The organism is Streptomyces sp. NBC_00212, assembly GCF_045206365.1.
GTDB lineage: Bacteria > Actinomycetota > Actinomycetes > Streptomycetales > Streptomycetaceae > Streptomyces.
In genome coordinates this window covers 4,415,922-4,438,154 of the sequence record NZ_CP108115.1, presented here as the reverse complement: position 1 = coordinate 4,438,154, position 22,233 = coordinate 4,415,922, and the positions used below count along the sequence as shown (strand labels likewise).

At 70.3% G+C, this 22,233-nt stretch carries 20 protein-coding genes and 1 tRNA gene; 12 read left to right on the top strand and 9 right to left on the bottom strand.

Features of this window, described 5'->3' with window-relative positions:
• The first annotated feature begins 89 nt into the window (after positions 1 to 89).
• Positions 90 to 1,754 (top strand): phenylacetic acid degradation protein PaaN, encoded by a 1,665-nt coding sequence (gene paaN, locus OHA17_RS20400; RefSeq protein ID WP_406507772.1) that lies wholly within the window; start codon positions 90 to 92, stop codon positions 1,752 to 1,754.
• Positions 1,755 to 1,782: 28 nt separating this feature from the next.
• Here the strand turns inward: paaN and OHA17_RS20395 are convergent, their stop codons facing one another.
• Genes OHA17_RS20395 through OHA17_RS20385 form a run of 3 tightly spaced genes read right to left on the bottom strand, consistent with a single transcriptional unit; the run spans position 1,783 to position 4,474 of the window.
• On the bottom strand, positions 1,783 to 2,469 hold the full coding sequence (locus OHA17_RS20395) for a TrmH family RNA methyltransferase (protein WP_406507771.1): 687 nt from the start codon (positions 2,467 to 2,469) through the stop codon (positions 1,783 to 1,785).
• On the bottom strand, positions 2,466 to 3,788 hold the full coding sequence (locus OHA17_RS20390; protein ID WP_406507770.1) for an HTTM domain-containing protein: 1,323 nt from the start codon (positions 3,786 to 3,788) through the stop codon (positions 2,466 to 2,468). Before OHA17_RS20390 ends, OHA17_RS20395 begins: the two co-directional genes overlap by 4 nt.
• Positions 3,785 to 4,474, bottom strand: a complete 690-nt coding sequence (locus tag OHA17_RS20385) for a DUF5819 family protein (protein WP_406507769.1) — start codon at positions 4,472 to 4,474, stop codon at positions 3,785 to 3,787. Before OHA17_RS20385 ends, OHA17_RS20390 begins: the two co-directional genes overlap by 4 nt.
• Before the next feature lie 483 nt (positions 4,475 to 4,957).
• Here OHA17_RS20385 and paaA point away from each other — a divergent pair, with 483 nt between their 5' ends.
• From paaA to OHA17_RS20355, 6 genes are all read left to right on the top strand, one after another.
• The gene (gene paaA, locus OHA17_RS20380) at positions 4,958 to 5,992 is read left to right on the top strand and encodes a 1,2-phenylacetyl-CoA epoxidase subunit PaaA (protein ID WP_406507768.1); all 1,035 of its coding nucleotides are present in this window, start codon (positions 4,958 to 4,960) and stop codon (positions 5,990 to 5,992) included.
• A complete protein-coding gene (gene paaB, locus OHA17_RS20375; RefSeq protein WP_053729227.1) occupies positions 5,989 to 6,276 on the top strand; it encodes a 1,2-phenylacetyl-CoA epoxidase subunit PaaB in 288 nt (95 codons plus the stop codon). Before paaA ends, paaB begins: the two co-directional genes overlap by 4 nt.
• Entirely contained in the window at positions 6,273 to 6,992 is a 720-nt protein-coding gene (gene paaC / locus OHA17_RS20370) for a 1,2-phenylacetyl-CoA epoxidase subunit PaaC (protein WP_406507767.1), read from the top strand. The genes paaB and paaC overlap by 4 nt, the downstream gene beginning before the upstream one ends.
• Positions 6,986 to 7,489 (top strand): 1,2-phenylacetyl-CoA epoxidase subunit PaaD, encoded by a 504-nt coding sequence (gene paaD, locus OHA17_RS20365; protein ID WP_406507766.1) that lies wholly within the window; start codon positions 6,986 to 6,988, stop codon positions 7,487 to 7,489. Before paaC ends, paaD begins: the two co-directional genes overlap by 7 nt.
• Positions 7,490 to 8,542, top strand: coding sequence for a 2Fe-2S iron-sulfur cluster-binding protein (locus OHA17_RS20360; protein ID WP_406507765.1), 1,053 nt, complete (start codon positions 7,490 to 7,492; stop codon positions 8,540 to 8,542).
• Between the two features lie 208 nt (positions 8,543 to 8,750).
• Positions 8,751 to 9,893, top strand: coding sequence for an acyl-CoA dehydrogenase family protein (locus tag OHA17_RS20355; RefSeq protein WP_406510770.1), 1,143 nt, complete (start codon positions 8,751 to 8,753; stop codon positions 9,891 to 9,893).
• 29 nt (positions 9,894 to 9,922) lie between these two features.
• On the opposite strand, the gene OHA17_RS20350 is transcribed toward OHA17_RS20355, so the two are convergent.
• From OHA17_RS20350 to OHA17_RS20325, 6 genes are all read right to left on the bottom strand, one after another.
• The gene (locus OHA17_RS20350) at positions 9,923 to 10,267 is read right to left on the bottom strand and encodes a rhodanese-like domain-containing protein (RefSeq protein WP_053729231.1); all 345 of its coding nucleotides are present in this window, start codon (positions 10,265 to 10,267) and stop codon (positions 9,923 to 9,925) included.
• Between the two features lie 44 nt (positions 10,268 to 10,311).
• Positions 10,312 to 11,121 (bottom strand): J domain-containing protein, encoded by an 810-nt coding sequence (locus OHA17_RS20345; protein ID WP_053729233.1) that lies wholly within the window; start codon positions 11,119 to 11,121, stop codon positions 10,312 to 10,314.
• Positions 11,122 to 11,305: 184 nt separating this feature from the next.
• Positions 11,306 to 12,772: a DUF2252 domain-containing protein gene (locus OHA17_RS20340; protein ID WP_406507764.1), complete on the bottom strand. Its 1,467-nt coding sequence runs from the start codon at positions 12,770 to 12,772 to the stop codon at positions 11,306 to 11,308.
• A gap of 304 nt (positions 12,773 to 13,076) precedes the next feature.
• Complete coding sequence (locus OHA17_RS20335; RefSeq protein WP_398874448.1) at positions 13,077 to 13,736, bottom strand: response regulator; 660 nt, start codon at positions 13,734 to 13,736, stop codon at positions 13,077 to 13,079.
• A gap of 79 nt (positions 13,737 to 13,815) precedes the next feature.
• Positions 13,816 to 15,510: a sensor histidine kinase gene (locus OHA17_RS20330; RefSeq protein WP_406507763.1), complete on the bottom strand. Its 1,695-nt coding sequence runs from the start codon at positions 15,508 to 15,510 to the stop codon at positions 13,816 to 13,818.
• Positions 15,511 to 15,799: 289 nt separating this feature from the next.
• Positions 15,800 to 15,882 (bottom strand) — tRNA-Leu (locus tag OHA17_RS20325).
• A gap of 377 nt (positions 15,883 to 16,259) precedes the next feature.
• On the opposite strand from OHA17_RS20325, the gene OHA17_RS20320 reads away from it, so the two are divergent.
• The 5 genes from OHA17_RS20320 (at position 16,260) to OHA17_RS20300 (ending at position 22,189) form a co-directional block, all read left to right on the top strand.
• Positions 16,260 to 17,129 (top strand): FhaA domain-containing protein, encoded by an 870-nt coding sequence (locus tag OHA17_RS20320; RefSeq protein ID WP_406507762.1) that lies wholly within the window; start codon positions 16,260 to 16,262, stop codon positions 17,127 to 17,129.
• A gap of 10 nt (positions 17,130 to 17,139) precedes the next feature.
• A complete protein-coding gene (locus OHA17_RS20315; protein WP_053724745.1) occupies positions 17,140 to 17,676 on the top strand; it encodes an FHA domain-containing protein in 537 nt (178 codons plus the stop codon).
• A 129-nt stretch (positions 17,677 to 17,805) separates the two neighbouring features.
• The gene (locus OHA17_RS20310; protein WP_398874441.1) at positions 17,806 to 19,287 is read left to right on the top strand and encodes a Stp1/IreP family PP2C-type Ser/Thr phosphatase; all 1,482 of its coding nucleotides are present in this window, start codon (positions 17,806 to 17,808) and stop codon (positions 19,285 to 19,287) included.
• Between the two features lie 26 nt (positions 19,288 to 19,313).
• Positions 19,314 to 20,729 (top strand): FtsW/RodA/SpoVE family cell cycle protein, encoded by a 1,416-nt coding sequence (locus OHA17_RS20305; protein WP_398874439.1) that lies wholly within the window; start codon positions 19,314 to 19,316, stop codon positions 20,727 to 20,729.
• Positions 20,726 to 22,189, top strand: a complete 1,464-nt coding sequence (locus tag OHA17_RS20300) for a penicillin-binding transpeptidase domain-containing protein (RefSeq protein WP_406507761.1) — start codon at positions 20,726 to 20,728, stop codon at positions 22,187 to 22,189. Before OHA17_RS20305 ends, OHA17_RS20300 begins: the two co-directional genes overlap by 4 nt.
• Positions 22,190 to 22,233: the final 44 nt, after the last annotated feature.

The window sequence follows — 22,233 nt, the reverse complement described above, 5'->3', positions numbered from 1 at the left end:
ACCCTCTTGTCCCGACCGATCGTTCGGTTACTCTAACGGTGTCCGGCTCTCCCTGCCCAGCTCGAAGACTCGACGAGGAGTTGCTCGCCATGCAGCTGACCGAGAAGCACAGGCCCACCCTGGACGGGGCCCTGGAGGCGATCCGCACGCGTGCGTACTGGTCGCCGCATCCGGAGCACCCCAAGGCCTACGGGGAGACGGGCGCAGAGGACGGCAAAGCCGCCTTCGACGCGCTTCTGAACCGGCGCTTCGACCTCGACCAGCCGGGCACCGACGACTGGACGGGCGCCGAAGTCTCGCCCTACGGCATCGAGTTGGGCGTCCAGTACCCCCACCCCGACCTCGATGTGCTGCTGCCCGCGATGCGGGCCGGGATGGCCGACTGGCGGGCCGCCGGGCCCGAGACGCGGGCCCTGGTCTGCATCGAGATCCTGGCCCGGATCGGCGCGCGCACCCACGAGTTCGCGCACGCGGTCATGCACACCAGCGGCCAGGCCTTCATGATGGCGTTCCAGGCGGGCGGGCCGCACGCCCAGGACCGCGGCCTGGAAGCCGTCGCGTACGCCTACCAGGAGCAGACCCGCACGCCGTCGGGCAGCGCCGCCTGGTCCAAGCCGCAGGGCAAGCGCGAGCCCCTGGAGCTCGCCAAGACGTTCACCCCGGCCGGGCGCGGCATCGCCCTGCTGATCGGCTGCAACACCTTCCCGACCTGGAACGGCTACCCGGGCCTGTTCGCCTCGCTGGCCACCGGAAACCCGGTCCTGGTCAAGCCGCACCCGCGCGCGGTCCTGCCGCTGGCGATGACGGTGAAGGTGGCGCGCGAGGTGCTCGCCGAGGCGGGCTTCGACCCCAACCTGGTGGCGCTCGCCGCCGAGCGGCCGGGCGAGGGCATCGCCAAGACCCTCGCGGTCCGCCCCGAAATCAAGATCATCGACTACACGGGCTCCTCCGCGTTCGGCGACTGGCTGGAGGCCAACGCCCGCCAGGCGCAGGTCTACACCGAGAAGGCCGGCGTCAACACGGTGGTCATCGACTCCACCGACAACTACAAGGGCATGCTCGCCAACCTGTCCTTCTCGCTGTCCCTGTACAGCGGCCAGATGTGCACCACCCCGCAGAACCTGCTGATCCCCCGCGACGGCATCACCACGGACGCGGGCAAGAAGTCGTACGACGAGGTCGTCGGCGACCTCGCGGGCGCGGTCGGCGGCCTGCTCGGCGACGACGCCCGGGCCAACGCGCTGCTCGGCGCCCTCGTCAACCCCGACGTGAAGACCCGCCTGGACGCGGCCCCCGGCCTCGGCGAAGTCGCCCTGTCCTCAAGGGAGGTGGCCAACCCCGAGTTCCCGGACGCGGTGGTCCGCACCCCGGTGATCGTCAAGCTGGACGGCGCGAAGCCGGACGCGGAGGCCGTCTACCTCTCGGAGTGCTTCGGCCCGGTCTCCTTCGCCGTCGCCGTCGACTCCACGGCGGACGCGGTCGAGCTGCTGCGCCGCACGGTCCGCGACAAGGGCGCGATGACGGTCGGCGCGTACACCACCTCCCCGGAGGTGGAGCGCTCGATCGAGGACGTCTGCCTGGACGAGTCGGCCCAGCTGTCGCTGAACCTGACGGGCGGGGTGTACGTCAACCAGACGGCCGCCTTCTCCGACTTCCACGGTTCGGGCGGCAACCCGGCGGCCAACGCGGCCCTGTGCGACGGGGCGTTCGTGGCCAACCGGTTCCGCGTGGTGGAGGTCCGCAGGCAGGCCTGAGCACAGGCTTTGCGGGAGCGGAGGTACGTCAGTCGGGAATGGTGGCGTGCCTCTGCACCCAGGAGTGCATCGCGATGGCCGCCGCGGCTCCCGCGTTGATGGAGCGCGTGGAGCCGAACTGCGCGATGGAGCACACCATATGGGCGTGCTTACGAGCCTCTTCGGTAAGCCCCGGGCCCTCCTGGCCGAAGAGCAGCACACACCGGCGCGGCAGCACGGTCCGCTCCAGCGGAACCGCGCCGGGAAGGTTGTCGATGCCGATGATAGGCACGCCCTCCGCGAGGGCCCACGCGGTCAGCGACTCGGTGTCCGGGTGGTGACGGACGTGCTGGTAGCGGTCGGTGACCATCGCCCCGCGCCGGTTCCAGCGGCGCCGCCCGACGATGTGGATCTCCTTGGCCAGGAACGCGTTCGCGGTCCGCACCACGGAGCCGATGTTGAAGTCGTGGCCCCAGTTCTCGACGGCCACGTGGAAGTCGTGCCGCCGGGTGTCGAGGTCGGCGACGATCGCCTCGCGCGTCCAGTACCGGTAGGCGTCGACGACGTTGCGCCGGTCGCCGTGCGCGAGCAGCTCCGGGTCGTACCGCTCGCCCTCGGGCCAGGGCTGAGGGTGCGGGCCCACCCCGACCTCGGCCGGGCCGAAGCCTTCGTCGTACTGGATGGGGTCGCCGGCCGGGGCGTCCTCGGCCGGGGCCGGCTGTTCGGTGCTGCTCACCCCACGAGCGTACGTGGCCGCTCGGCCTGCTCCGCCCGCTCCCGGCGCTGCTCGGGAAGGCGCGCGCCCGGCCGCAGCCGGCCCGCGTACGCGCCCACCTTGCGCAGGAACGACGTCGGCAGGAACACGGCGTCCGCGGCGATCATCGCCAGCGAGAAGAACGGCAGCCCGAGCAGGACCGCGATCCCGGCGTGCTCCAGCATCATCGCCACGAGCAGCACGTTCTTGACCCGCCGATTGAACAGCGTGAACGGGAACGCCACTTGGACCATGACCGTTCCATAAGTGAGCAGCATCACGATCACCCCGCTCGTGCCCAGCAGGGAGGAGAGTTCGGGCCACGGCGAGAAGTAGTCCAGCTTCAGCGGGTAGAACAGCGCGGTCCCGTCCTGCCAGCGGCTGCCCTGGATCTTGTACCAGCCGGCGGTCGCGTAGACCAGACAGACCTCCGCCATGATCACGACCATGGCCGCGTTGTGGACCAGGTTGCCGAGGACGTCGAGCAGCGCCCGCGCGTCGGCGTCGGCGAACCTGCCCACCGCCCACCACAGCCCCTGCACGGCCCACATGCCCCAGAACACGACCCACAGCCACCACTCGCCGCCGCCGAAGACACCGGGCCCGGACGTACGCCAGGTGCCGACGAGCAGCCCGAGGCCGCACACCGCCCACAGCACCGGGCCGACCCGGTCCTGGCGCACCCCGCGCGCGAGGCGCCGCGCATCCAGCGACCAGACCTGCGCGCACCGCGTGAAGATCAGATAGATCGCCATCAGGTGGATGACGTTGTCACCACCGTCCCCCATGAAGACGGAGCGATTCTGCAGAGAGAGCACACCGATCATGAAGACGACGGACATGGTGCGCGTGCGCCAGCCCAGCATCAGGAGCGCGCTGGACACGATGGCCAGCGCGTACACGATCTCGAACCAGACCGTGCTGTCGGTCCAGAGCAGCGCGGTGAACGCGTGGTTGCCAGACACCAGACGGTTGCCGAGGTCCCAGCTCCAGGGGCCGTCGGGGCCGTACAGCTCGCGGCGGTTGGGCAGTTCGCGCAGCAGGAAGAAGAGCCAGGTCGCGGAGAAGCCGATCCGGACGACCGCGCTCTGGTACGGGCCGAGGGCCGCGGCCGAGACGAGGCGTACGGCGCGCGCGGCCCGGGTCTCGGCGGCGGCCTCGGCCGCGCTGAGGGCTTCGGAGGACTCGGGGGCTTCGAGCCGGGCGCCGGTCGAGGCCGCGGGGTGCCGGGCGTCCGCAGAGCCGGCGGTGGGGCTTTCCGCCGGGCGGGCGGTGGGGCCGTCGTGGTCGTACGTGCTCACCGCTTCGCCTCCGTGTGTGCGTCACCGGCGCCCTTGGGCAGGTCGGCCGGGGTCACCGTCCACCACGGCACCTCCCGGTAGGACGGCCGGGTGTCGGTCTTCTCGTCGCTCCACGAGGGGCCCTTGACCGATGTGGTCATGGACCTGACCTGGATCCGGTCGACCGTGCCGCCGTCGCGGTGCGCGCCGAGCCGGAGCATCACGATGCGGCGCAGGTACTGCTCGGAGAGCTCGCCGCGCAGGCCGTTCGGCTTGTTGTCGTCAGTGTGCGAACCGACGAAGAAGTCCCAGCCGCGGCGCAGTTCGTTCTGCTCGGTGTGGCTGGGCAGCGGGTTGTGCCGGATCGCGTCGCCGTCCTGGGCCGAGAAGTCGATCCAGTCGGTGGTCTTGATCGTGCCGCCCGGCATCTTGATCTCGGCGCGCGCCTGGACGTCGATGTTCTGCTGCAGCGGATTGGGCGCGAAGAGCTTCCAGTTCTGCTCGAACTCGGGATAGATCCAGTCGTCGACGGCCTTGCCGTACTCCTTGCTGACCGTGTTGGAGGGTGCGACATGCAGGAACACCATCCCGATCTGCACGCAGGCGATCACGCCGATGACCGCGAGCGCGAGGGCGGCCACGACCTGGAACCGGACGGGCAGCCCGGCGATCCCGCGGGAGGACGCGCCCGCGCCGCCGGAGCCCATGGGGCCGGGGGCGTCGGCGCGGCCGGAGTCGGCGCGGCCGGGTGCCTCAGCGGGGCCGGAAACGGGGTCCGGGACGGTAACGAGATCCGGGTGGCTGGCGGAATCCCGGGCCGGATCGGCCGCCGCCCGCGTGGCGGAATCCCGGTCCGGATCCGCCGAAGAATCGAAAACGGCGTCATCGCCCGGGCCGGAAGCAGCGCCGGTTTCCGGAGCCGTACCCCGTCCGGCCGAAGCTCCGGGACTGCTCGCGGCAGGGTCGCCGGACCCGGCTGAAGCGGCTCTGACCTGCCCAGATCCCGCTCCGTCGGCCTTGCCCCCGGCTCCGGTCTCGTCCTTGTACGAATCCATCCCGCCCCGATCGGCACCCACTGAGTTATCCACAGGGTTGACACCCTACGGGCCGTCGACTCACCATTGAAGTCATTGAACCGAACGATCGGTCGGTTGGTGGACAGCCGCACAGCAGATCGGCAGGGGGCCGGAATGACCGGAGTGACCGCGACAGCCACGGCAGCCGCAGGGACGGACGCGTCGTACCTGGCGGTGTTCGACGCGGCCGTCGCCGCGGACGAGCGAATCGAGCCACGCGACTGGATGCCCGAGGCGTACCGCTCCTCGCTGGTCCGCCAAATGGCCCAGCACGCCCATTCCGAGATCATCGGCATGCAGCCGGAGGCGAACTGGATCACCCGCGCCCCGTCCCTGCGCCGCAAGGCCATCCTGATGGCCAAGGTCCAGGACGAGGCCGGCCACGGTCTCTACCTCTACAGCGCGGCCGAAACGCTCGGCACCGGCCGCGACGAGCTCCTCGACAAGCTGCACTCGGGCCGCCAGAAGTACTCCTCGATCTTCAACTACCCCACCCTGACCTGGGCCGACGTCGGCGCGATCGGCTGGCTGGTGGACGGCGCGGCGATCACCAACCAGGTCCCCCTGTGCCGCTGCTCCTACGGCCCGTACGCCCGGGCCATGGTCCGCATCTGCAAGGAGGAGTCCTTCCACCAGCGGCAGGGCTACGAGCTGCTGCTCACCCTGTCGAAGGGGACGCCCGAGCAGCACGCGATGGCGCAGGACGCGGTGAACCGCTGGTGGTGGCCCTCGCTGATGATGTTCGGCCCGCCCGACGACGAGTCGGCGCACTCCGCGCAGTCGATGACCTGGAAGATCAAGCGCCACTCCAACGACGAGCTGCGCCAGCGCTTCGTGGACATAGCGGTCGGCCAGGCCGAAGGCCTCGGCCTCACCCTGCCCGACCCCGAGCTGCGCTGGAACGAGGAGCGCGGCCACCACGACTTCGGCGAGATCGACTGGACGGAGTTCTGGGAGGTCCTCAAGGGCAACGGCCCCTGCAACGAGCAGCGGATCACCCAGCGACGCCGGGCCCACGAAGAAGGCGCCTGGGTGCGGGACGCGGCCGCCGCCTACGCCACGAAGCAGCAGACGCAGCGCGCCCATGAGACCCAGCAGGCGACGACCGTCGCCGCGGCACAGCACCCGAACGGAGAGGCAACGGCATGAGCACGCACGACTGGCCGCTCTGGGAGGTGTTCGTGCGCTCGCGCCGCGGACTGTCCCACACCCACGCGGGAAGCCTGCACGCGCCGGACGCCGAGATGGCGCTGCGCAACGCCCGCGACCTGTATACCCGCAGGTCGGAGGGCATCTCGATCTGGGTGGTGCCGTCCGCGGCGATCAGCGCGTCCTCGCCCGACGAGAAGGACTCCTTCTTCGACCCGGCCGCCGACAAGCCCTACCGCCACCCGACGTTCTACGAGATCCCGGAAGGGGTGAAGCACCTGTGACGGCCATCGTTTCGACGGACGCCGCCCTCGCCCTCGGCGACGACGCCCTGGTGCTATCGCACCGGCTGGGGGAGTGGGCCGGCCACGCCCCCGTCCTCGAAGAGGAGGTCGCCCTGGCGAACATCGCCCTCGACCTGCTCGGCCAAGCCCGGGTGCTGCTCTCGCAGGTGGGCGACGAGGACGAGCTGGCCTACCTCCGCGAGGAGCGGGCCTTCCGCAACCTCCAGCTCGTCGAACAGCCCAATGGCGACTTCGCCCACACCATCGCCCGCCAGCTGTACTTCTCGACGTACCAGCACCTGCTGTACGGCGAACTGGCAGCAGGAGAAGGCGAGTTCACAGCCCTCGCGGCGAAGGCGGTCAAGGAGGTCGAGTACCACCGCGACCACGCCGAGCAGTGGACCCTGCGGCTCGGCGACGGCACCGAGGAGAGCCACCGGCGGATGCAGCGGTCCTGCGAGGCGCTGTGGCGCTTCACCGGCGAGATGTTCCAGCCGGTGCCCGGCCTCGACCTCGACTGGGCCGACCTCGAAACGCGTTGGACGGCCTCAGTGACCTCGGTCCTCGGCCGGGCCACCCTGACCGTCCCCGAAGGCCCCCGCACCGGCGCCTGGGCGGCGGGCGCGGGCCGGCAAGGACTGCACACCGAATCCTTCGGGCGGATGCTCGCCGAAATGCAGCACCTGCACCGCAGCCACCCGGGGGCGTCATGGTGACCGGCACCGCACCGACGCCCCTGGAGACCGAGCTGCGCCGCCTCGCCGGCTCCGTCCCCGACCCCGAGCTGCCCGTCCTCACCCTCGAAGAGCTCGGCGTGCTGCGCGATGTGCACGTCGAAGCGCCGGGCCGGGTACGCGTCGAGCTCACCCCCACCTACACCGGCTGCCCCGCCGTGGAAGCCATGTCCTCGGACATCGAGCACGTCCTCCACGACCACGGAATACCGCACGTCTCGGTCGTACGGGTGCTGTCCCCTGCCTGGTCGACCGACGACATCAGTGCGGAAGGCCGCCGCAAACTCGCCGAGTTCGGCATAGCTCCGCCGCGCCCGCACACCGCCGAGGGGCCGGTCGCGCTCACCCTGTCGGTGCGCTGCCCGCACTGCGGATCCACCGACACCGAGCTGCTCAGCCGCTTCTCCTCCACCGCGTGCAAGGCGCTGCGCCGCTGCGTGTCGTGCCGTGAACCGTTCGACCACTTCAAGGAGTTGTAGATGTTCCATCCGCTCCGGGTCAGCGAGGTCGAGCAGCTCACGGACGACTCGGTGACCGTCACCTTCGCCGTGCCGCCCGAGCTCCGCGAGGCCTACCGGCACCTGCCCGGCCAGCACCTGGCCCTGCGCCGCAGCGTGCGGGGCGAGGAGATCCGCCGTACGTACTCGATCTGCGCGCCCGCCGTCGAGGCACCGGACGAGCCGGTCCTGCGCGTCGGCATCCGCCTGGTGGAAGGCGGCTCCTTCTCCACGTACGCCTTCAAGGAACTCGCCGTCGGCGACACCGTCGACGTCATGGAGCCGATGGGCCGCTTCGTCCTGGAACCGCGCCCCGGGCACTTCGCGGCGATCGTCGGAGGCAGCGGCATCACGCCGGTCCTGTCGATCGCGGCGACCCTGCTAGCCCGCGAGCCCGAGGCGCAGTTCTGCCTGATACGCAGCGACCGCAGCGCCGCCTCCACGATGTTCCTCGAAGAGACGGCCGACCTGAAGGACCGCTATCCCGAACGGTTCCAGCTGGTCACCGTGCTGTCCCGGGAGGAACAGCAGTCCGGGCTGCCCTCGGGCCGGCTCGACCGCGAACGGCTGGCCGGGCTGCTCCCCGCGCTGCTCCCGGTGGCGGACATCGACGGCTGGTTCCTGTGCGGCCCCTTCGGTCTCGTCCAGGGCGCCGAGCGGACCCTGCGCGAGCTCGGCGTCGACCGCAACCGCATCCACCAGGAGATCTTCCACGTCGACGCGGCACCAGCCCCGATGGCCAATGCCGCCGCCCCGGCACACGCCACGCTCACCGCGACCCTGGACGGCCGCTCGGGCAACTGGCCGGTGCAGGAGGGCGAGTCCCTCCTGGAAACGGTGCTGCGCGCCCGCGCGGACGCCCCGTACGCCTGCAAGGGCGGGGTGTGCGGGACGTGCCGGGCATTCCTGGTCAAGGGCGAGGTAAGGATGGAGCGCAACTTCGCGCTGGAGCCGGAAGAGACGGAGGCGGGCTACGTACTGGCCTGCCAGTCGCACCCCGCGACGGGAGAGGTGGAGCTGGACTTCGACCGGTGAGGGGTGGGAGATGGTCAGGGGTTGAGGTGCGCGCCGGGCCGTGGGGCACTCGGTGCGTGCCCATTCCCCTCCTGTCGGCTGCCTGCCCATTCCCATCCCGTAGAACCTGTTCTATCTTGACGAACCGTCAGATCGGGTCGGGTGGCGCGCACTTCATCTCGTGACGCCCCGGCCCGGACAGAGCCGGTGCGTGCGGGAGGACAAGGCCGTGGACTTCACCTTCACCGAGGAGCAGCAGGCAGCCGTCGAGGCGGCCAAGGCGGTCTTCTCCGGCGTCGCACCCGACGCGGTACCGAGCCCCGCCCTCACTCCGGGCGCCGTCGCCGACGACTTCGACCGCCCGCTGTGGGCCAAGCTCGCCGCGTCGGACCTGCTGAGCCTGGTTCTCGACGCCGAGTACGGCGGCGCGGGCCTCGACCCGATCGCTCTGTGCCTGGTCCTGCGCGAATCGGCCAAGGTCCTCGCCCGGCTGCCGCTCCTGGAGACCAGCGCGGTCGCCCTGGCCGTACAGCGGTACGGCCAGGCCGAGTTGAGTCGGCGACTGCTGCCCGCGATCGGCCGGGGCGAGCTCGTCCTGACCGTCGCCGCCAACGGCCGCACCGGCCACGACGACGCCGGACTCGCCGTCACCGCCCGCCGGGACGGCGAGGACTGGGTACTCGACGGCGCCCAGACCGGCGTGCCCTGGGCCCAGGCCAGCGACCGCATCGCCGTACCCGCCCACACCGCCGACGGCCGCACCGTACTGGCCCTGGTCCCCCGCACCCAGCAGGGCGTCACCCTCGCCGACCAGATCTCCACCACCGGCGAACGCTTCGCCGAACTCCACCTGGAAGCCGTGCGCATCGACACAGCCGCGGTCATCGACGCGGACGGCGCCTGGGAGTGGCTGCTCAACCTGCTCGCCACCGGAACCTGCGCCCTGGCCCTGGGACTTGGGGAAGCCGTCCTCACCATGACCAGCCAATACACCGGAAAACGCGAGCAGTTCGGGCACCCGGTCGCCACGTTCCAGGCCGTCGCCGTCCAGGCGGCCGACCGCTACATCGACCTGCGCGCCATGGAAGCGACCCTCTGGCAGGCGGCCTGGCGCATCAGCACCGGCGCCCAGAGCGCACTGCCCGTCGCCGGAGACGTCTCGGTCGCCAAGATCTGGGCCTCCGAAGGCGTACGCCGCGTCGTCCAGACCGCCCAGCACCTGCACGGCGGCTTCGGCGCCGACACCGACTACGCGCTGCACCGCTACCACGCCTGGGCCAAGCAACTGGAACTCTCGCTCGGCCCGGCCGCCGCCCACGAGGAAGCCCTCGGCGACCTCCTCGCCGCGCACCCGCTCAGCCAGAGCGCGTAAAGACTGCGTTCCGGGGGGGGCCGGGAGGGCTAGATGACCGTGCCCGGCGCACCCTGATCGTCGACGACCTTGCGTCCGGCCGCCTCCCACACCTGCATGCCGCCGTCGACGTTCACCGCGTCGATCCCCTGCTGCACCAGATACTGCGTGACCTGCGCCGACCGACCACCGACCCGGCACATGACATACGCCCGGCGCCCGTCCGCGACCGCCTCGGTCACCTCACCGAAGCGGGCCACGAAGTCGCTCATCGGCACATGCAGCGCGCCCTCGGCATGCCCCGCCGCCCACTCGTCGTCCTCCCGGACATCGAGCACCAGGGCGTCGGCCGGCACCTCAGCGACATCCACCGAGGGCAGCTGGGCGAAATTCATGGGTCATGCCTTCTCTCGTACGAACCCGGCAGGTCCCCCGAACGCTACTGCACCAGCTTCGCGAGCTCAGCCTCACGACCGGCCACCTCGGCCAGCAACTGCTCGGCGATCTCCTCAAGGAGCCGGTCCGGATCGTCCGGCGCCATCCGCAGCATCGAACCGATCGCGCTGTCCTCCAGCTCCCGGGCCAGCAACGCGAGCAACTCCTTGCGTCGACTCAGCCACTCAAGCCGCGCGTACAGCTCCTCGCTCTCGCTGGGCCGCACCTCGGCCGGCACCGGACCCGCCGCCCACTCCTCGGCCAGCTCCCGCAGCAGCGCCTCGTCACCGCGCCCGTACGCGGCATTGACCCGGGCGATGAACTCGTCACGCCGCGCCCGCTCCGCCTCGTCCTGCGCCAGATCCGGGTGCGCCTTGCGGGCCAGCTCGCGATACAGCCTGCGCACCTCCTCGCTCGGCCGGACCCGCTTCGGCGGCTGCACCGGCTGGCCGGTGAGCATCGAGGCAGCCTCGGGGGAGAGGCCGTCGGAGTCCATCCAGTCGTGGAACAGTTCGTCGACCCCCGGCATGGGCATGACCGCCGCCCGCGCCTCCCGCGCCCTGCGCAGATCCTCGGCATCACCGCTCTGCGCGGCCCTGGCCTCGGCGATCTGCGCGTCCAGCTCATCGAGCCGGGCATACATCGGGCCGAGCTTCTGATGGTGCAGCCGGGAGAAGTTCTCCACCTCGACCCGGAAGGTCTCCACCGCGATCTCGAACTCGATCAGCGCCTGCTCGGCAGCCCGCACCGCCCGCTCAAGCCGAGCCTCGGGCCGCTCGCCCCCAGCCCCGCCCGGCGGACTCCCCTGCGCCATGCCGTCCCCGGCGCCCTCGCCCAACGGCATACCGGGCTCGCCCCCCGAAGGCGGGGTGGTCCGCGGGTCCTCGTTCCGGGCAGTCGTACCGCCGCCAGCTTCGTCCGTCACCGGTCCAGCGTACGGGCGGGGGGATGGGGTGGGGGCCCTCCCCCTCCCCCCCACCCCCCTTCCCCGCCCCCGCTCAAACCCCCAGCTCTGCCGCGACCCGCCCGTCCCGTACGGCAGCGGTCAGCACCGCGTGGTCGGCCTCCGTGCGGTCGGCGTAGGTCACCGCGAAGGCGGCCACCGCTTCGTCGAGCTCTTCGTTCTTTCCGCAGTACCCGGATATGAGCCGCGGGTCGACGCTGTGCGCATGCGCCCGGGCGAGCAGCGCGCCCGTCATGCGCCCGTAGTCGTCGAGCTGGTCGGCGGCGAGCGCGGCGGGGTCCACGCTGCCCTTTCGGTTCCTGAACTGCCTTACCTGGAAGGGGCGGTCGTCCAGGGTCGTCCAGCCGAGCAGGATGTCGCTGACCACCTGCATCCGCTTCTGCCCGAGCACCACGCGCCGCCCTTCGTGCCCGACGTCGGGCGTCTTGAACCCGGCTTTCGCCAGATGCGGCAGCAGCGCCGAGGGCCTGGCCTCCTTGACCTGGAGCACGAGCGGTTCGCCCCGGTGGTCGAGCAGCAGCACCACGTACGACCGTGTTCCGACGCTCCCCGTGCCGACCACCCGGAAGGCCACGTCGTGGATCGCGTACCGGGCGAGCAGCGGCAGCCGGTCCTCGGACAGGGTGCCCAGGTACTGCTCCAGCGAGGCGGCGACCGTTGCCGCCTCGGTGTCGGTCACGCGGCGCAGCACCGGGAGCGCGTCGACGAAGTGCCGGCTGCCGTCCTCGCCCTGCTCGGTCGCCTTGGTGGCGAAGCGCGCGCTGGTGTTGTTGCGGGCTTTTTCGGAGACCCGTTCCAGGGTGCCGAGCAGGTCGTGGGCGTCGGCGTGGGAGACGAGTTCCTCGTCGGCTATGGCGTTCCAGGCGTCGAGGACCGGCAGCTTCGCGAGCAGGCGCATGGTGCGGCGGTAGGCCCCGACCGCGTCGAACGCCGCTGCCCGGCAGGTGACTTCGTCCGCGCCGGCCTCCCGGCCCGCCAGGACCAGCGAGGCAGCCAGCCGCTTCACGTCCCATTCCCATGGGCCGGTCACGGTCTCGTCGAAGTCGTTCAGGTCGATGACGAGACTGCCGCGTGCGTCGCCGTACAGGCCGAAGTTGGCCGCGTGCGCGTCTCCGCATATCTGCGCGCCGACGCCGGTGACGGGTGTGCCGACCAGGTCGTGCGCCATCAGTCCGGCCGAGCCGCGCAGGAACGCGAAGGGGCTGGCGGCCATGCGGCCCACGCGTATCGGCGTGAGCTCGGGCACCCGGCCCGCGTTGGATTCCTCCACCGCGCGGACGGCGTCCGGCCGGTCGGCGGAGAGCAGCAGCGAGTCGTGCGAGGCGCGCGGGAACCGGTCCCTCAGCGCCTTCCCTTCGGCCTTCGGTGATCCCTGCGCCCGGCGCCTTTCCGTTCCTGATGCGTGCGGGCGGCGGGCGAATCCGGGGACCTCGGGGATCCGGCCCCGCCCGTCCTCCGCCCCGGCCCGCTGTGCCGGAACCATCGCGTCGACCTCGCCCATGGCGTGCCGCCTCCCCCGTCTCGTACAACGTCCTTGTAACGTCCTTGTGCAGCGCTCTCGTTCAACATCAAGAGCTCAACTGCCCCTGACGGTACAGGCGCTGGCGAAAGGCCGTCTCCCCCTGTGGATAACTCTTCGGGGGCCCGGAATCCGCTTGCGTCGACTGCCTGGGCACAGGGGATCGCCAGCACCCTTCTCGACAGCCAGGCCTTCCGTCGTTTCACGTGAAACAGCGAAAGGACGGCAGGGCCGACACCAGGAAACGGGAGGGCGCGGGATCGGGACCAGGCCCGACCACGAATCCCTACAGCCCCGCGTCCCGCGCCAGCAGCGCCGCCTGGACCCGGTTCTCGCAGTCCAGCTTTGCCAGGATGCGGCTGACGTACGTCTTCACCGTGGCCTCGCTCATGTGGAGCCGCTTGCCGGCGTCGGCGTTGGACAGCCCTTCGCCCAGCAGCGCCAGGACGTCCCGCTCGCGCTCGGACAGCACGCCGACCCGGCGCCTGGCTTCGTCGGCGCGGGCCGCTGCCCGGCCCGTGGCGAGCTGGTCGACGACGTGCCGGGTGGCGGCGGGCGAGAGGTAGGCGTCGCCCGCTGCGGCGGCGCGTACCGCGCGGATCAGTTCGGCGGGCGCGGTGTCCTTGAGGAGGAATCCGGCGCCGCCGTGTTCGAGGGCGCGCAGGACGTTCTCCCGCTCCCCGAACGTGGTGAGGATGATCACTCGCGCCGCCGGTACGGTCCGGCGCAGCTCGGCCAGCGCGCTCAGCCCGTCCATCTCGGGCATCTGGATGTCGAGCAGCACCACGTCCACGGCGTGGGAGCGGGCGAGTTCGACGGCTTCGCGGCCGTTGGTGGCCTCGGCGACGACGTCGATCGCCGCGTCCGAGGTGAGGATCATGCGGATCCCGGCCCGGATGAGGGGCTCGTCGTCGGCGATCACGACCCTGATGCGTGGTCCCGTCACACCCAAATCCTGTCCTGATCCTGTCCTGTACGCCGCCGGAGCCGCGCCCGAGCCGGCCTCCGGCCGCCCCGCGCCGCCGCTAGCGCGCCACTTCGTACGACTTCTTCTCGATCAGCTTGCCGTCCTTGAAGCAGAACCGGAACACCGGCTCGGTCTTGAGGCCCTCACCGGTGTCGGAGGACATCAGGACCAGGCACTGGGAGCCGTCCGGTTCGGCGGGGCCCTTTCCGGCGAGGCCCGAGGTCAGCACGGTGTCGCCGCTCGGCAGCTCGTTGCGGACCTCGGCTTCGGAGGTGCCGACCTTGATCCTGTCGTACTGGGACGGATCGATCATGCCTTTCTCGGCCGATCCGGCGAGGAAGAACAGTCCGACTCCGGCCGCGATAGCGAGCAGTACCACCGCCCCCACGGCGATTCCGCAGCCCAGCGCGACGCCTCCGGCCCTGTTCCTGCCGCCCATGCCCAGCTCCTTCTCCGCGATGTTCCAGTCCACGACCGGACCACCGTCGCCGAGCGGCGGGGCGGGTGACTGCTGTCGGAAGTCGTCGGGGGCATCGACGAACGTCGCGGTCTCGGCCGCCCCGTAGGGCAGTACGCCCGCGACGCGGAAGCCGCCGTCGTCGGTGGGGCCGGTGTGCACCATGCCCCCGACGAGCCGGGCCCGCTCGTGCAGCCCGGTGAGGCCCTGGCCGCCGCTGACCACTTCGCCGGCCTGGTCCGCGGCGGCGCGGTCGACGACGCCGTTGACGACCTCGACGACGAAGGAGTCCGGTTCGTAGCGCAGTTCCACGGCGATCGGGGCGCCCGGAGCGTGCTTGTACGCGTTGGTCAGGGCTTCCTGGACGATCCTGTACGCCGCGTGGTCGCCGGCGGCGGCCAGCGGCCGGGGCTCGCCGCTGGCGCGCAGTTCCACGGTGTTCCCGGCGGCGCGTGCGGCGGCCACGAGTGCCTGGATCCCCGCGGTGCCGCGGGCGGCGGGCTGGGCTCCGTCGGGTGCGGCGGGGGCTTCGATGCCGTCGCGCAGGATGCCGACGACCTCGCGCAGTTCGTGCATGGCGGCGACCGAGGCCTGCCTCAGCACGCCGACGGCCTCGCGCTGGCGGCCGGTCAGTTCGGGGTCGACTTCGAGGGCGCCGGTGTGCACGGAGATGAGGGCCAACTGGTGGCCGAGGCTGTCGTGCATGTCCTGGGCGATGCGCTGGCGTTCGCGCAGCCGGGCCTGGCCCGCGACCATGGCGCGCTCGCGGAGCAGCTGGGCGTTGTGTTCCTGCATGGCGCGCAGCAGGGTGCGCCGCTGGGACCAGTACCGGCTGGTGAGGCCGGGTACGACAGCCACGGCCAGGAAGAACAGGGTGCTGAAGACGCCCATGAGGATGGGCTGTGCGATGGGCCACAGCGTGATGACGCCGAGCACCAGGTAGATGACGAAAGCGGCCGTGAAGGCGGCGAGGGCCCGTCCCGCGCCGACGATGCGCCGTCCCGCGGACCAGGCCGCGACCATCAGGAGAGGGGCGGTTTCGCCCGCCGCCATGGACAGGGCGGCCGCCGCGAGCAGCACGCTCGCGGGAAGGGAGCGGCGCAGCAGCGACAGCGCCGCGACGCCGAGGGCGACGGCCGCGGCCCGCAGCGGTCCTCCGGCGAGCAGCCCGATCCCGCCCGACATCAGGGCCAGTACGAGCGCGAGCGCGGCCTCGCCGACGATCCGGCGCCGCGTCCAGGGCTCGGGCCCCTTCAGCAGGCGCCATCCGCTACGGACCCTCGATGACACATCCACGCCCGCACCCTAGGCAGCGTGCCCCCTTGGCGACGGCTCTCTTTCGTCGCGCCTCGCCGAGACAAAAGTCGACCTGTTCATGGCACCCGAGCGACTCCTGGGTTTGCCCGCCCTGGAACGCGACATATGACACAGAAGAAACAGAGGAAGGGACAGGGCGCGTGAGGCAGAACATCGTGAGACGGAACCCGGGGGGTGTGCGTTCGCACCGCGCCCGGACATACGGCGCAGAGCCCGGACATACGAAGGAAGCCCCGCAGATCCGGGGATCTGCGGGGCTTCCGACTTGTGCGCGAGGGGGGATTTGAACCCCCACGTCCCGAAGGACACTGGCACCTGAAGCCAGCGCGTCTGCCGTTCCGCCACTCGCGCAAGAGTGGTGTGCTGGGCTCTCTCACTGTTTGGTGTGATTGCCTGGCGACGTCGAGAAGATTAGCACGCTGCGCAGGGTGGATTCACATCCGTTGTTTGCGGCGACCCTGTGGAGAGGAGCAGATCAGGAGAGAGGCAACCCCCGGCATCGTTACCCGCTCCTCCTGAGTGCACCCCGGGTGCGGGACACTGTCGGGAAGCCACCTCTACGATCCGTACGAGAGGTGCGTGTGAGAGGTGACACTCGTCCACAAGGCACAGAAGGGGAACCAGCCGATTTCCCGACGCGTGGATACGATCAGTAAGCAGTACCAAGAGCGTGACCCAGAGCAGAACCGGCAGCAACACCAGGACGGCAACGACGGAGGAGGTGCCCCATGGGAGTCCTGAAGCGTTTCGAGCAGCGTCTCGAAGGCCTGGTCAACGGCACCTTCGCGAAGGTCTTCAAGTCCGAGGTCCAGCCCGTCGAGATCGCCGGCGCGCTCCAGCGCGAGTGCGACAACAACGCGTCGATCTGGAACCGGGACCGCACGGTCGTCCCCAATGACTTCATCGTCGAGCTGAGCGCTCCGGACTTCGAGCGGCTCAGCCCGTACTCGGGCCAGCTCGGCGACGAGCTGTCCGGCCTGGTGCGTGACTACGCGAAGCAGCAGCGCTACAGCTTCATGGGCCCGATCAAGGTGCACCTGGAGAAGGCCGAGGACCTCGACACCGGTCTGTACCGGGTGCGCAGCCGCACGCTCGCGTCCAGCACCGACCAGCAGGGCCAGCAGGGTCCCCAGGGCCCCGGCCCGGGTGCCCCGCAGCGTCCCGCGCCCGCGGCCCCTCAGGGCGGCCGTGGCGGCTACGGGTACCCGCCGGCCGCGGCCCCGCCCATGCCCGCAGCGCCGCCTCCGGGCCGCCCGGCCGCTTCGACCGCCGACCGCCGTCCGGCGGGTCCGGGGCCGATGCCTGGCGGGCACGGCCAGGTGCGACGCTGGATCGAGATCAATGGCACCCGCCACCAGATCTCCCGCCCGACTCTGGTCCTTGGCCGCAGCACCGATGCGGATGTGAGGATCGACGATCCCGGCGTCTCGCGCCGGCACTGTGAGATCCGGACCGGAACGCCCCCGACGATCCAGGATCTCGGGTCCACCAACGGCATCGTGGTGGACGGGCAGCACACCACCCGCGCTACGCTCCGCGACGGCTCGCGGATCGTCGTGGGCAGCACCACCATCGTTTACCGGCAAGCCGAAGGGTGAAGCGGGGGCAATGTCAGAGCTGACCCTCACGGTCATGCGGTTGGGTTTCCTCGCCGTACTGTGGCTGTTCGTCATCGTGGCCGTCCAGGTCATTCGCAGCGACCTGTTCGGTACGCGCGTCACCCAGCGCGGTTCGCGCCGGGGCAATGACGCGAACCGGCAGCAGCAGACCGGCAGGCAGGCCGCCGCAGGCGCCGCGCCACCGCCGCAGCGCGGCCAGCAGCAGGGTGGTGGCGGGCGGCAGCGTCGTGGTGCCCCCACCAAGCTGGTCGTGTCCGAGGGCACCCTCACCGGCACCACGGTCGCGCTGCAGGGCCAGACCGTCACGCTGGGCCGGGCGCACGATTCGACGATCGTCCTGGACGACGACTACGCGTCGAGCCGCCATGCCAGGATCTATCCGGACCGGGACGGCAATTGGATCGTCGAGGATCTCGGGTCCACCAACGGCACCTATCTGGACCGGACCCGGCTCACCACCCCGACCCCGATTCCGCTGGGCGCGCCGATCCGCATCGGCAAGACCGTCATCGAGCTGCGGAAGTAGTACGACAATGAGCGAGCGGAGCGAGCGAGCCGCGGCGGTCCTCAGGGACCGGGACGGGCTCCCGACCGGAGGGTGGGCAGTGTGGCTCGACATGACCGGCTGTACCCCGAGCCGACAGGCGAGGTGCGCATGAGTCTCTCCCTGCGTTTCGCCGCCGGATCGCACAAAGGCATGATCCGCGAGGGGAACGAGGACTCCGGTTACGCCGGTCCCCGTCTCCTCGCCATCGCCGACGGCATGGGCGGTCAGGCCGCCGGTGAGGTCGCCTCGTCCGAGGTGATCTCCACGCTGGTCACGCTCGACGACGACGTACCCGGCTCGGACATCCTCACCTCGCTGGGCACCGCCGTGCAGCGGGCCAACGACCAGCTGCGCATGATGGTCGAGGAGGACCCCCAGCTGGAGGGGATGGGCACCACGCTCACCGCTCTGCTGTGGACGGGGCAGCGCCTGGGCCTCGTGCACGTCGGCGACTCGCGCGCCTATCTGCTGCGCGACGGCGTCCTCACCCAGATCACCCAGGACCACACCTGGGTGCAGCGGCTGGTCGACGAGGGCCGCATCACCGAGGAAGAGGCCACCACTCATCCGCAGCGCTCGCTCCTGATGCGGGCGCTGGGCAGCGGCGACCATGTCGAGCCCGATCTGTCGATCCGTGAAGTGCGGGCCGGCGACCGGTACTTGATCTGTTCCGACGGTCTGTCGGGGGTGGTCTCCCACCAGACGATGGAGGAGACCCTCGCCAGCTACCAGGGCCCGCAGGAGACCGTGCAGGAGCTGATCCAGCTCGCGCTGCGCGGTGGCGGCCCCGACAACATCACGGTGATCATCGCCGATGTGCTCGACGTCGACGCCGGGGACACCCTGGCGGGGCAGCTCAACGACACCCCGGTCATCGTGGGCGCGGTCGCCGAGAACCAGCTGCAGCTGAACGACGGCGGCGCCATGCAGACCCCGGCGGGCCGCGCCTCCGGGCTCGGCCGCCCCGCGCCCTCGCCCCCGGGCGGCTTCGGCCCGCCCGGCAGCGGTGAGGACAGCGGCGGCTACGGCAGTCCGCCGGAGGGCGCCTTCGGTTCGTACACGGACGAGGACTTCGTCAAGCCGCGCCGGCGTGGCAAGGGCCGGTGGATCCGCCGGTCCCTGTACATCGTGCTGGCCCTGGCGGTCGTCGGCGGCGGCCTGTACGGCGGCTACCGCTGGACGCAGACGCAGTACTTCGTCGGCACCAACAACGACGGCACTCCGCACGTGGCGCTGTACCGGGGCATCAGCCAGGACCTGGCGTGGGTGAAGCTCTCCAAGGTGGAGACCGACCACCCCGAGATCGAACTCAAGTACCTCCCGCAGTACCAGCGCAACCAGATCGACTCGACGATCGCCGCGAGCAGCCTCGACAAGGCGCAGGCCAAGATCAAGGAGTTCGCGACACAGGCGTCCGCCTGTCAGAAGGAGGAGGCGCGCCGCGCCGCCGAGAGCAACAACGCCTCGAAGCCCGGCACGGGCGCGACCGGCGCCCCGTCCAACAAACCCACCACCACCGCATCTCCCACACCCGGCCCCAGCCTCTCGGAGGACGAGCAGAAGCTGGTCCCGCAGTGCGGTAAGCAGTAGGCAGCCGTAGGGGGCCTTTCCACACCATGAGCGTTGTCACCAACACGACCACCATTGGCGCGATCGAAGCACCGAGCCGCCGCAACACCGAGCTGGCCCTGCTGATCTTCGCCGTGGCCATCCCGGTGTTCGCGTACGCCAACGTGGGGCTTGCCATGACCGGCAAGCTTCCCTCCGGCATGCTCGGATACGGTCTGGGCCTGGGCCTGATGGCGGGTGTGGCGCACTTGGTGGTGCGCAAGTTCGCCAGGTACGCCGATCCACTGCTTTTGCCGCTCGCGACGCTGCTCAACGGGCTCGGCCTGGTGCTGATCTGGCGCCTGGACCAGTCGCCCCGGCTGATCCAGCGCGCCAAGAGCGCGTGGGGCAAGTTCTCCCCGGACGCCCCGCACCAGCTGCTGTTCACCGCGATCGGCGTCGCCCTGTTCATCGGCGTGCTGCTGCTGCTCAAGGACCACCGGATCCTGCAGCGGTACACGTACATCTCGATGGCGGCCGCGCTGTTCCTGCTGGTCATTCCGATGTTCTTCCCGGCCGTCAACGGCGCGAAGATCTGGATCTCGATCCCCGGCCTCGGCACCATCCAGCCCGGCGAGTTCGCGAAAATCATCATCGCGATCTTCTTCTCCGGCTACCTGATGGTGAAGCGGGACGCGCTCGCGCTGGCCAGCCGCCGATTCATGGGCCTGTACCTGCCGCGCGGCCGTGACCTCGGACCGATCCTGGTCATCTGGGCCATGTCCATCCTGATCCTGGTCTTCGAGACGGACCTCGGCACCTCGCTGCTGTTCTTCGGCCTCTTTGTGATCATGCTGTACGTCGCCACCGAGCGGACCAGCTGGATCGTGTTCGGCCTGCTGATGTCGGCGGTCGGCGCGGTGGGTGTGGCCACCTTCGAGTCACATGTGCAGCAGCGCGTGAAGGCCTGGATGGACCCCTTCGCCTGCTACAAGACGGACGGCGCCTGCCAGCAGATCGGCGACGCGATCATGTCGTTCGGCTCCGGCGGCACGCTCGGCACCGGCCTCGGTCAGGGCAACTCCGACCTCATCGGCTTCGCCGCCAACGCCGACTTCATCCTCTCCACCGTCGGCGAGGAGCTGGGCCTGGCCGGAATGATGGCGCTGCTGCTCCTTTACGGCCTGATCGTGGAGCGCGGGGTGCGCACCGCGCTGGCCGCCCGCGACCCGTTCGGCAAGCTCCTCGCGATCGGTCTGTCCGGCGCCTTCGCGCTGCAGGTCTTCGTCGTGGCCGGCGGTGTGATGGGCCTCATCCCGCTGACCGGTATGACGATGCCGTTCCTCGCGCAGGGCGGTTCGTCCGTCATCGCCAACTGGGCCCTGATCGGCATCCTGATCCGGATCAGCGACACCGCGCGCCGCCCCGCGCCGGCGCCCGCCCCGTCCCCCGACGCCGAGATGACCCAGGTGGTCCGACCGTGAACAAGCCCCTGCGCAGGATCGCGATCTTCTGCGGGCTGCTCATCCTGTCGCTGATGATCCGCGACAACTGGCTCCAGTACGTCCGGGCCGACGAGCTGAACGCGAGCGATTTCAACCGCCGCGTCCAGATCGAGCGGTTCGCCCACGAGCGCGGCAACATCATCACGGCCGACGGCCAGACGATCACCGGCTCCACGGAGACCTCGGGCACGGACTTCAAGTACAAGCGGGTCTGGAAGGACGGCTCCATGTGGTCGCCGGTCACCGGATACGCCTCGCAGGTCTTCGACGCGTCGCAGCTGGAGAAGATCGAGGACGGCATCCTCTCCGGCACCGACAACCGGCTCTTCTTCGACCGCACGCTGTCGATGTTCACCGGCGAGAAGAAGCAGGGCGGCAACGTCGTCACCACCCTGAACAGCGCCGCTCAGAAGGCCGCGTTCCAGGGCCTCGGCGACAAGAAGGGCGCGGTCGCGGCGATCAACCCGCAGACCGGCGCCATCCTCGCGCTGGCCTCGACGCCCTCGTACGACCCGTCGGTGTTCGCGGGCAGCAGCAACAAGGACAGCAGCGCCTACAAGACGCTGCTGGACGACAAGAACCAGCCCATGCTGAACCGGGCGCTGCGCCAGACCTACCCGCCGGGCTCCACCTTCAAGGTGGTCACCGCCGCCGCGGCCCTGGAGAACGGGCTGTACTCCGGCATCGACGACCCGACGCGGTCGCCAGTGCCGTACATCCTGCCGGACACTGCCCACCAGCCGCTGAATAACGAGGGCAACATCCCCTGTGAGAACGCCACGCTGAAGGTGGCTCTCCAGTGGTCCTGCAACACCGTCTTCGGCAAGATCAGCGCCGACCTGGGCAACGAGAAGATGAAGGCCGAGGCCGAGAAGTTCGGCTTCAACAAGCAGATCTTCAACCCGGTCCGCACCGACGCCAGCATCTACCCGAAGGACAACCGCCCGCAGAACGCCATGGCGGGCATCGGGCAGGCCTCCAACCGTGCGACCCCGCTCCAGATGGCCATGGTCGCCGCCGCCGTCGCCAACGACGGCAAGCTGATGAAGCCGTACATGGTCGACCAGCTCCAGGCGCCGAACGTGGATGTGCTCTCCAAGACCCAGCCGGAACAGATGAGCCAGCCGCTGTCGGCCGCCAATGCCCAGAAGCTGCAGAAGATGATGGAGTTCGTGGTCACCGACGGCACCGGCAAGAACGGCCAGATCCCGGGCGTGACCGTCGGCGGCAAGACCGGTACCGCCCAGCACGGTGTCGACAACAACGGCAACCCCTACGCCTGGTTCATCTCCTACGCGAAGACCGGGGACGGCTCCCCGGTCGCGGTCGCCGTGGTGATCGAAGGCTCCGACACGACCCGTGACGACATCGCGGGTGGCGCGCTTGCGGCCCCCATCGCCAGGAACGTGATGAAGGCGGTGCTCGACAGCAAGAAGTGATCCGGGCTGTTTCACGTGAAACGGTCGCTCGTTTCACGTGAAAC

Bases quoted from the DNA above. Each gene is read 5' to 3' on its own strand.
- OHA17_RS20310 (WP_398874441.1), top strand. From the start codon at position 17,806: ATGAGTCTCTCCCTGCGTTTCGCCGCCGGATCGCACAAAGGCATGATC.
- OHA17_RS20340 (WP_406507764.1), bottom strand. From the start codon at position 12,772: ATGGGCGAGGTCGACGCGATGGTTCCGGCACAGCGGGCCGGGGCGGAG.
- OHA17_RS20320 (WP_406507762.1), top strand. From the start codon at position 16,260: ATGGGAGTCCTGAAGCGTTTCGAGCAGCGTCTCGAAGGCCTGGTCAAC.
- paaD (WP_406507766.1), top strand. From the start codon at position 6,986: ATGGTGACCGGCACCGCACCGACGCCCCTGGAGACCGAGCTGCGCCGC.
- OHA17_RS20360 (WP_406507765.1), top strand. From the start codon at position 7,490: ATGTTCCATCCGCTCCGGGTCAGCGAGGTCGAGCAGCTCACGGACGAC.
- OHA17_RS20305 (WP_398874439.1), top strand. From the start codon at position 19,314: ATGAGCGTTGTCACCAACACGACCACCATTGGCGCGATCGAAGCACCG.
- OHA17_RS20350 (WP_053729231.1), bottom strand. From the start codon at position 10,267: ATGAATTTCGCCCAGCTGCCCTCGGTGGATGTCGCTGAGGTGCCGGCC.
- OHA17_RS20345 (WP_053729233.1), bottom strand. From the start codon at position 11,121: ATGGCGCAGGGGAGTCCGCCGGGCGGGGCTGGGGGCGAGCGGCCCGAG.
- paaN (WP_406507772.1), top strand. From the start codon at position 90: ATGCAGCTGACCGAGAAGCACAGGCCCACCCTGGACGGGGCCCTGGAG.
- paaA (WP_406507768.1), top strand. From the start codon at position 4,958: ATGACCGGAGTGACCGCGACAGCCACGGCAGCCGCAGGGACGGACGCG.
- OHA17_RS20385 (WP_406507769.1), bottom strand. From the start codon at position 4,474: ATGGGCTCCGGCGGCGCGGGCGCGTCCTCCCGCGGGATCGCCGGGCTG.
- paaB (WP_053729227.1), top strand. From the start codon at position 5,989: ATGAGCACGCACGACTGGCCGCTCTGGGAGGTGTTCGTGCGCTCGCGC.
- OHA17_RS20315 (WP_053724745.1), top strand. From the start codon at position 17,140: ATGTCAGAGCTGACCCTCACGGTCATGCGGTTGGGTTTCCTCGCCGTA.